Annotated in this window: 8 protein-coding genes; 7 read left to right on the forward strand and 1 reads right to left on the reverse strand. The window is 39.8% G+C overall.

Annotated features, from left to right (window positions below):
- Window positions 1–98 precede the first annotated feature (98 nt).
- The 3 genes from PQQ36_RS21890 (at window position 99) to PQQ36_RS21910 (ending at window position 2,479) form a co-directional block, all read left to right on the forward strand.
- On the forward strand, window positions 99–605 hold the full coding sequence (locus PQQ36_RS21890) for a GNAT family N-acetyltransferase (protein ID WP_043920996.1): 507 nt from the start codon (window positions 99–101) through the stop codon (window positions 603–605).
- A gap of 619 nt (window positions 606–1,224) precedes the next feature.
- Window positions 1,225–1,869 carry a hypothetical protein gene (locus PQQ36_RS21905; protein WP_165386997.1) on the forward strand — a complete coding sequence of 215 codons (645 nt, stop codon included), beginning with the start codon at window positions 1,225–1,227 and terminating at the stop codon, window positions 1,867–1,869.
- A 151-nt stretch (window positions 1,870–2,020) separates the two neighbouring features.
- Complete coding sequence (locus tag PQQ36_RS21910; RefSeq protein WP_273662633.1) at window positions 2,021–2,479, forward strand: hypothetical protein; 459 nt, start codon at window positions 2,021–2,023, stop codon at window positions 2,477–2,479.
- A 745-nt stretch (window positions 2,480–3,224) separates the two neighbouring features.
- Here the strand turns inward: PQQ36_RS21910 and PQQ36_RS21925 are convergent.
- On the reverse strand, window positions 3,225–4,079 hold the full coding sequence (locus PQQ36_RS21925) for a hypothetical protein (RefSeq protein ID WP_273662634.1): 855 nt from the start codon (window positions 4,077–4,079) through the stop codon (window positions 3,225–3,227).
- 229 nt (window positions 4,080–4,308) lie between these two features.
- Between PQQ36_RS21925 and PQQ36_RS21930 the strand changes: the two genes are divergently transcribed.
- From PQQ36_RS21930 to PQQ36_RS21955, 4 genes are all read left to right on the forward strand, one after another.
- Window positions 4,309–4,623, forward strand: a complete 315-nt coding sequence (locus PQQ36_RS21930; protein WP_193783858.1) for a hypothetical protein — start codon at window positions 4,309–4,311, stop codon at window positions 4,621–4,623.
- A 519-nt stretch (window positions 4,624–5,142) separates the two neighbouring features.
- Window positions 5,143–5,769: a hypothetical protein gene (locus tag PQQ36_RS22790; RefSeq protein ID WP_263180629.1), complete on the forward strand. Its 627-nt coding sequence runs from the start codon at window positions 5,143–5,145 to the stop codon at window positions 5,767–5,769.
- Between the two features lie 163 nt (window positions 5,770–5,932).
- Complete coding sequence (locus PQQ36_RS21950; RefSeq protein ID WP_206626169.1) at window positions 5,933–6,862, forward strand: hypothetical protein; 930 nt, start codon at window positions 5,933–5,935, stop codon at window positions 6,860–6,862.
- 726 nt (window positions 6,863–7,588) lie between these two features.
- The gene (locus tag PQQ36_RS21955; protein ID WP_041061979.1) at window positions 7,589–7,945 is read left to right on the forward strand and encodes a hypothetical protein; all 357 of its coding nucleotides are present in this window, start codon (window positions 7,589–7,591) and stop codon (window positions 7,943–7,945) included.
- The last annotated feature ends 879 nt before the right edge of the window (window positions 7,946–8,824 follow it).

Consider the following 8,824-nt stretch of genomic DNA (forward strand, 5'->3'; position numbering starts at 1 on the left):
ATGCGTTGGTTTTAGTGATTAAGGTGGTATGCGGCGGCTTCGGTATTGCGTTGCTCACACCTTAACAGGGCGTTATGTAACAAGGAGAGTTTGGCTAAATGGAAGTAATATCTGAAAGGCTACGGATGAAGCCATTATCGGGAAATGACTTGTCTTTATTTCTACAACTCCATACAAACCCAAGTGTCATTTCGCTCTGTTTCGATGAACTGCCAAAGTTAGAAATTGAGAGTAAATTTAAATCTCGATTAGCACCTTGGTTTGTAGATTCGGAGCATTGGTTATGTTTAGTTGTTGTCGAGTCCACAACGAATAAAGCAGTAGGTATAACAGGTTTTTGTGTTAACGATTCTGTTGCTGAAGTTGGGTTTATGTTTTTACCCGAATATCATGGGCTCGGGTATGGTACAGAGTCACTGCAAGCCCTCATAAATTATTCAATGTCAGAGTTCGGCATCGATAAATACAGTGCAGTTGTCACCGAGGGCAACATTGGTTCCGAAAAGGTACTTACAAAAGTGGGTTTTGTGCTCGATAGGATAGTGCCTCAAGCTTATGAAATTGGTGGTCATTTGTACGCAGACCATGTCTACAAATATGCGTAAAATTGTTACATAACAAGGCGTTCAAGAGGGATTCATGCCGCGTGGCATTTTTGGTTTGCAGTGAGTTTTAGTGGTGAAAGTGGTCTGCGGAAGGTTGGCTTAGGCGGCATTCACCCCTTAACGCAGCGTTATGCTTAATCAAATAAAATCAGTGGTTTATGTTTTTTTCTTTGTTCCCTCAGCTTTCGGTTTTGTGCTAGTCGGCAAGTTGACTTCATTGGGCGCTGCTTTTCGGACACTTATTCTTTGGCGCTGAAAATTCAGAGAGTTGCCTCAATCAATTTTCAGGTAAGCGCGAGGCTAGGGTGGCTGGCTCAATCAGCAATTTGATCTTAGGTTTTTGAGTTTTAGCGGCCGAATTTCAAAGCCCGATTTTCAAAACTATGAGTCATTTCGGTTTTCTACGTTTTGGCTTTTGTTTGTAAATCAAAGTCGAGTTAATCTTGCTTATAGTAAAACGTAAACCATTGAAGCTTAAGCATAACAAGGCGTTTAAGCGGGATTCATGCCGCGTGGCATTTTTGGTTTGCAGTGAGTTTTGGTGGTGAAAGTGGTATGCGGAAGCTTGGTTTATGCGGCATTCACCCCTTAACGCAGCGTTATACCACAAGGAAAAAATGTGATTCAGTGTACTTCAAGTCTAGAGCGAAGGATGTGCGACGCGGTTTCTTTCTGCTGGAACGTGTTTGCCATAAAAGTAGGTAATGGCTTAATTCCAATTAATAAAGAAGCTTCGATGCAACTGCAATATGCATACCTTCTAAAGCAATATATTCCTCTCATTACATTCTATCCCGACGATGAATTTTCCATTGAATTAGAGACTAGCGTTGAAGTAGACGGGACATGGCGCGAGATTGATATAGTGTTCAAGGGTAAATGCCTTAGCGATAACTTCTCAATTGCGATAGAGATGAAATGTTACAAGGAAAAAGCATCTTCAGGCAAACCTCGTGGTGCTACAGATATCTTTATGAAAGACGTATATTTTGACCTGTTTTTGTTAGAAAGATATGTTCACTACAAGCACGTGGATAAAGGTGTGGCTTTAGTCATGAATGACCTGGAGCGATTAGTTAACCCTAAGAGTAAAAGCGCTAAGTGCTGGACTTATGACATTTCAGATCATGCTGTTATTACTCCAAGCAACTTTAATACTCCAATTGGCGGAAAAGACGTCAATTTCTCGCTGATTAACAGCTATCGGTTTGTTTGGCAACTTCATGGTGAGAAACAATGGTTTGTTGAACTACAGACACCCTAAGTACAAGTGGTATAACAAACAATTCAAGCAGATTCGCAACGCTCGGCATTTTGGGTTTGAATCAGCTTTAGTGATTAAGGCACAATGTTCGGGTTAAGTGTCAGCGTTGCTCACTACTTAATTGGGCGTTATGTTTTTAGAGGGTACATTGTTGAAATATTGGGGTTATTTGACGAGAGAACAACATTTGGAGATGTTTGAAAAAGAGTTTCCACCAATCACGTGCCCTGAAGCAGATAAGTTTTTCTCAGTCTCTACAACTGATATCACGAGACGGATAATTGAAGAAAAAATACCCGTTGGTATGTTAAGTGCGAGCAAAGCTAGTCTTAACGCTATCTGCGATGAGTATATGATTGTCAGTACAGTGGGAATGACTTGGTTACTACCAGTAGTGTGTAAATATGTACTTCAGAAAAAAGCTGCTCATAAAGCATTTGCTGATAAGATCCCCTTGTATATTGAGTTAGGAGAGGTAGGGTACAGCTTCGACCTGGATTTTTTAAACGAACAACAAAAAGAACTACTATACAACCTCTTAGAGTATTTGGCTGAAATGTATTCGTTAGATGTATGTAATGCTCAGATCAAGTTGGCAAACAAAACATAACAAGGCGTTCAAGAGGGATTCATGCCGCGTGGCATTTTTGGTATGCGGTGAGTTTTGGTGGTGTAAGTGGTCTGCGGAAAGTTGGTTTATGCGGCATTCACCCCTTAACGCAGCGTTAGTTTGCAAGAGGAAAAACGCAGCTATATCGCAAGATCTAGTGGTAAAAGTTCAAAGTTAAAGTTGTCGTATTGGCTTTCAATTTTAGTGTTCACTAGCGTGGTGAAAATCCAAAAGTGGCATCGTTTCAACGGTTGATTTATTCTTTGATGCGGTGACTTTTGGGGGGTAACGGAGTTGAACTTTTTTGCTGAAACTCTGCTCGTTGAGCTTGTTGGTACAAAAGCCGATTTACTCGCTGAAATGGCGTTTTCTCTGGTGTGGTAAGTTCATGTGGTTTCAGTGGCTTTGTTGAAAGTCCGCATTGTGAGATTGGTTTTCCAAAATCGCTTTTTGGTGTTGTGAGTTCGTTTTCTGCGGCGTTGGCTGTTCCACGTGGTCTCATTTACTAGCCGCTTTTAGACTACGCCTGACTCAAGTGCATCAAAGCACATAAAGTTTATTGTTTGCAAAGTTTAAAATAACATAAAATCAACGCCTTGGGTTTGCAAACTAACAAACTGCTCAAGAGGGATTCGCAACGCGTGGCATTTTTACTATGCGTTGAATTTAGTGATTAAGGTGGTTTGCGGTAGCATTGGTATTGCGTTGCTCACCCCTTAGCAGGGCGTTATGCCACTCGACGGTTTCAAAGTTTTGTCCATAAAATATCGATGAAATTAGGTAGATATGGCATTGAATGGATAAAGGCTACTATTCCTAAAGAGAGTGGGAGCAAAATGTCAATTACCGCTAAAGCTAGCAATCGAAGTACAAACCTGCGATTTGTTAAACTAATGATGCTCGAAACTCTCTTGATGTCTTGCAGAAATGGGTAGATGTTGCTAACCATCTCGTTATTGACGGCATTTAGTTTGTCCAAATTCTTTTCTAAAAAGAATTGAGCTTCTAGAAACCTGCTTTCTTCGTCTTCATTGTACTTTGAATAGAAGTCATCTTTCCGCTTATTGATCGTGGAATCATAAAATTGAGAAAAAGCTTGAAGTTTCCCAAGGCGTTTTTCAACTTGATCCAAAAACTTATTATATGGCTGTAATCGAACTATTTCTGTTTCAACGCGCCAACTGTAGAGGTCAATTAGCATGAAAGCGGTAAAAGCGACAATATAGTATGCTATTCCTATGGAAAATAGACCCAGTAAAGAATCCAAAGGGATCTGACTTTTCCCGGTGCTTAACCCAACAATACTTGAAACTTTTAGCTCTAGCGTTGAAGCAGCTAGACAACCGACTGATGCGAATAGTAAATTTCTTCGGATTTTTCGTGTGTTTTCTGAATACGGATCGGAGAATGCAACATCCGATAACTTATTGTCATGAAGACTAAGAACTAGCTTCTCTCTGTCTGATTCGGTGAATAGTTCCGCGCTCTCTAAACCGAAGGTTAGATCCGGAACTTCGTCTTTCTCTTTTCTCTTGTCTGTAACACCTTCAACTTCTTTGGCTCTTGCAAGTTCATCTAAGGCTATATCTTTGATTTTCATAATGAGTCACACATGATGAGATGATACATTATATCCAAGTATTGTATGGATATGCACCTAGTTTTGTTAGCCTGAATTACCAGGAAAAAGTGGCATAACAAAGCGTTTAAGACGGATTCCCAACGCTTGGCATTTTCGGTTTGCTTTGAATTTAGTGTTTACGGCACAATGGTTTAGGTAGGGTGGTAGCGTTGCTCACCCCTTAATTGGGCGTTATACAAATACAGGGATGAAAATGGAAATTACAGTTAAGAAAATATCGAAAAGGTCTCTTTTCAAAATGCTCTTTATCGGCTTTAGCTTAAGCTTCTTTGTTTTCTTTTTGATGTGTGGCATCGCATCCATATTTGGTGCGGAGACTGTAAAGTGGGAAGAAACTCCAGTAACGGGTGTATCAGGTCTGTTACTAGCATTAGCAATGTGGCCAATATTTAGTTTTTCCCTAGCATTGTTTATGTGGTGCTTTGTAGCATTTGGTTTGTGGATTTACTCTTTAGCTAAACCTCTTAAACTAGTCTTTAAAGAGACAGCAGAATCCAATTAACCATTTGTATAACAAACAATTTAAGAGGGATTCACAACGCTTGGCATTTTTGCTTCTACTTCAAAATTAATGCTTATGGCACAATGCTTTAGGTTGGGTGGAGGCGTTGTTCACCCCTTAATTGGGCGTTATGCTTAATCAATTAAAATCAGTGGTTTATAGTGTTTCTTTGTTCCCTCGGCTTTTTAGTTTAGTGTTTGTAGGCAAGTTGGCTTTTGTGAGTGCTGTTTTTCGGACACTTATTCTTTGGCGCTGGAAAATCAGAGAATTGCCTCATTCAATTTTCGGGCAAGCGCGAGGTTAGGGCGGTTGGCTCAATCAGAAATCCATTTCTAGGTTTTCAAATTTCAAACCAGATTTGCCAAAATTCCGAGCCTGATTATCAAAACTATGATTCATTTCGGTTTTCTACGTTTTGGCTTTTGTTTGTAAATCAAAGTCGAGTTAATCTTGTTTCTAGAAAAACGTAAATCATTGAAACTTAAGCATAACAAGGCGTTTAAGCGGGATTCATGCCGCGTGGCATTTTTTGTATGCGCGAGTTTTGGTGGTGAAAATGGTCTGCGGGAAGTTGGTTTGTGCGGCATTCACCCCTTAACGCAGCGTTATATTAAACGGTTAAATATGAAGAGTAGACGATTTATAAGCTTACCCTCGCTAGTTCAAAAAGAATTGCAGCATCAATATCAGCACCTTCATGATGCGCTTGTTGGTATGTATGATGGTGAAGATACATGTATCAAAAGCACATCAGTCTCTGTTTTTGACCATTGGTTGTCGCCTAACGAAGCGACGGCAATGCTTCAAGATGTGACGAGTTCTATGCAAAATGAATACAACAGTCGCTTACATAAGTTTGTCTGCCTACTTAGTGATTCATATGAATGTTATCTGGTTTTATACAAGGGACGTTATTCGACCAGAATCACGTACAGGAAGTTCACGTCGGATAATGCTCGATTTAAAACGCTATTACCCTCTGATTACAGAGTTCCAGATAAAGATAGGTTTAAGTTTGTAATACCTCAGTTAGGCATTATTTACTTTGAGGGTTGTGATTTTACTCACAATTTCCATTTCTCGGACGAAAGTGTTTTAAAGCTTATTTCCACGTACGCAAAGGAAGCAGAGGTATATTTAATATAACAAACTGTTTAAGAGTGATTCGCAACGCGTGGCATTTTCACTATGCGTTGCGTTTGGTGTTTAAGGTGGTATACGGGAGCTTCTGTATTGCGTTGCTCACACCTTAACAGGGCGTTAGCTTACAGTCTTGACTTTGATAAGAACTATATATGGTAGTTAAACTATGAATTGGCTAGATTTCATTCCTACATTACTTTCTGCGATCGCATCGATAGGTGCTGCAATAGCTGCATTTATTTCTCTACGAATTAGTAAGCAGTCACAATCTATTTCTCAACTTACAGCCTTAGCTAGTCATCATGCTTCTGCCACAACAACATATGTAGACGTGGTTAAAGAGCTGAATAATGTATCATCTACCCTTCAGGGTATTAGTTATGAAATGTGGTACCAATGGGGAAGAGAAATTGAAGCGCATGATAACTATAGTCAAGGTGGTAATGATCCAAGACCGTTGCGTCATGTTTTGTCTAATGGTAGTGAAATGCTATCTAACTATGCTCGAAATCATTCTCGTTGGGGGCGTTCGACTAGCAATGCGATATTGTCACCCATTCGATTTGGTATTAATAATTTCAATGAAATAGAATACCTACGGTTGTTAAAGAAAGCAGATGGTGCATATTTTGATTTTGAATCGGTATTCGGTAAGCCTAACTCTAATGAGCCAATTGGCGATTCTCTAGCATTCCGTTGGGTTTGTTATCAGTTAAATAAACGCGTGTCTAAAGCTGAATGGAAACAAGTGTGGGATAAAGCTTGGGAAAAAGGTGATTGGCTAGATAAATATAAATCAGAGTACGAGATAGTTAAGTCGACTTTTGAAAAGGCTAAAGAGAAGCTTGAGCTAGAAAAGGCTAAGCTATCACCATCTGCGCTCCCGTTGACCACTAATCCGAGTCTTTACCGGAAGTATTGTCAAGCTCTCAAAGTTATCGAACATGTTATTGATGACGCTGACATTGATAAATTTTCACCTTACAAAGAGTGGCGGTTTCATGAAGATATTAGTCAGCTAGTGTTATGTGTTATGGCTACAAGTTTTTGTTTGCACAGTCACCTTGATGAGCTTTATTCTTTAGCGAACGAATAGTTTTTGCGTAAAATAAGCTAACAAACAATTTAAGAGTGATTCAGCACGCTTGGCATTTTTGGTTTGGGTTTAGTTTAGTGATTACGCTGCTCAAATTGACTATCTTGGTCGCGTGCTTCACACCTTAATTGGGCGTTAGGCGACGGGCAGGAACGTTCTTTGTTCTCATCTTCTTAGTTCTCTTTGAGCTTTCGTTTTTCTAAGTCGGCAACTTGGTATTGTCGGCTCAAATCCTTGAATCTCTCCAACTGTAAAACATGCCAAAATTCGTGGGTTGCCTCATTAGTTTTCAGTGCTGGATGGCGGTGAGTTTAACTTGCTCAAAGTGTGGCGAGGGCAAGACAATTGAGGCATTTCGATTTCGCTGCTAGTTTGTCGCTTTTGCATTTTCGGGTTCAAAACCCGCTTTGTTGCTGAAGGTCAGCATTTCGTGGTCGTTGGAATCTTGGCTGAAATATAGTGATATTGTGGTTCTTGAATCACAAAAAGTCAGTGGGTGTTTGGTTGCTTATTCGGTTTCGGGTAATCTGCTTTCAAACAACCTTAAGCATTGGTGGGAAACTTCGCCTAACAAGGCGTTTAAGGCGGATTCACAACGCTTGGCGAATTCAGTTCAAGCCAGCTTAAGTGTTTAAGGTACAATGGTTTAGGTTTCGTGGTTGGCGTTGTTCACCACTTAACGCGGCGTTAGTACCAAAATTAAATTAGGTTTCGGAGTATTTGGAAATGTTCTTTTCTAGTTCATCTCAACCCTTAGTTAACGGCGCTCACTTGTGCGAAGAGTTAACTAGATTTCTATCTGAAAACAAAAGTGACTTTGAACAGAAACTTATCCCAGATCTATCTCATATAGATCATATGGCTCACAATGTTAATGGTATAGAAGTCGAAAACATTTCTTTTGTGGGCTGTAATCAATATCAACTCGATTATTCATACGATTGGGAAGTCTATCGTGGTTGCTCTGATATGAATGAAGCTGATATCGAACATGAAAGTGTATTGTTTGTCCTTAATGATGACGGCTTCATCGAAATTGATTTCCCAGAATATGAAGAGCGTGATACTCGCGAGGAATTTTAGTACTAACAAACTGTTCAAGAGGGATTCGCAACGCGTGGCATTTTTACTATGCGTTGGTTTTAGTGTTTAAGGCGGTATGCGGCGACTTCGGTATTGTGTTGCTCACCCCTTAACAGGGCGTTATATTAAACGGTTAAATATGAAGAGTAGACGATTTATAAGCTTACCCTCGCTAGTTCAAAAAGAATTGCAGCATCAATATCAGCACCTTCATGATGCGCTTGTTGGTATGTATGATGGTGAAGATACATGTATCAAAAGCACATCAGTCTCTGTTTTTGACCATTGGTTGTCGCCTAACGAAGCGACGGCAATGCTTCAAGATGTGACGAGTTCTATGCAAAATGAATACAACAGTCGCTTACATAAGTTTGTCTGCCTACTTAGTGATTCATATGAATGTTATCTGGTTTTATACAAGGGACGTTATTCGACCAGAATCACGTACAGGAAGTTCACGTCGGATAATGCTCGATTTAAAACGCTCTTACCCTCTGATTACAGAGTTCCAGATAAAGATAGGTTTAAGTTTGTAATACCTCAGTTAGGCATTATTTACTTTGAGGGTTGTGATTTTACTCACAATTTCCATTTCTCGGACGAAAGTGTTTTAAAGCTTATTTCCACGTACGCAAAGGAAGCAGAGGTATATTTAATATAACAAACTGTTTAAGAGTGATTCGCAACGCGTGGCATTTTCACTATGCGTTGCGTTTGGTGTTTAAGGTGGTATACGGGAGCTTCTGTATTGCGTTGCTCACACCTTAACAGGGCGTTATGTTTTATCAAAGGAGTAAAAGTGAATAAGTTTTTAAAAGTGATTATTTTGGTTATTGTGATCTCAGGAATAGCTACACTAGGTATTTACGTTCTAGATAT

This window comes from Vibrio sp. CCUG 15886, assembly GCF_028570825.1.
GTDB classification, from domain to species: Bacteria; Pseudomonadota; Gammaproteobacteria; order Enterobacterales; family Vibrionaceae; genus Vibrio; species Vibrio vulnificus_B.

Excerpts from the sequence above, each read along its gene's own strand:
- PQQ36_RS21925 (WP_273662634.1), bottom strand. The coding sequence starts at position 4,079 with ATGAAAATCAAAGATATAGCCTTAGATGAACTTGCAAGAGCCAAAGAA.
- PQQ36_RS21890 (WP_043920996.1), top strand. The coding sequence starts at position 99 with ATGGAAGTAATATCTGAAAGGCTACGGATGAAGCCATTATCGGGAAAT.
- PQQ36_RS21930 (WP_193783858.1), top strand. The coding sequence starts at position 4,309 with ATGAAAATGGAAATTACAGTTAAGAAAATATCGAAAAGGTCTCTTTTC.
- PQQ36_RS21950 (WP_206626169.1), top strand. The coding sequence starts at position 5,933 with ATGAATTGGCTAGATTTCATTCCTACATTACTTTCTGCGATCGCATCG.
- PQQ36_RS21955 (WP_041061979.1), top strand. The coding sequence starts at position 7,589 with ATGTTCTTTTCTAGTTCATCTCAACCCTTAGTTAACGGCGCTCACTTG.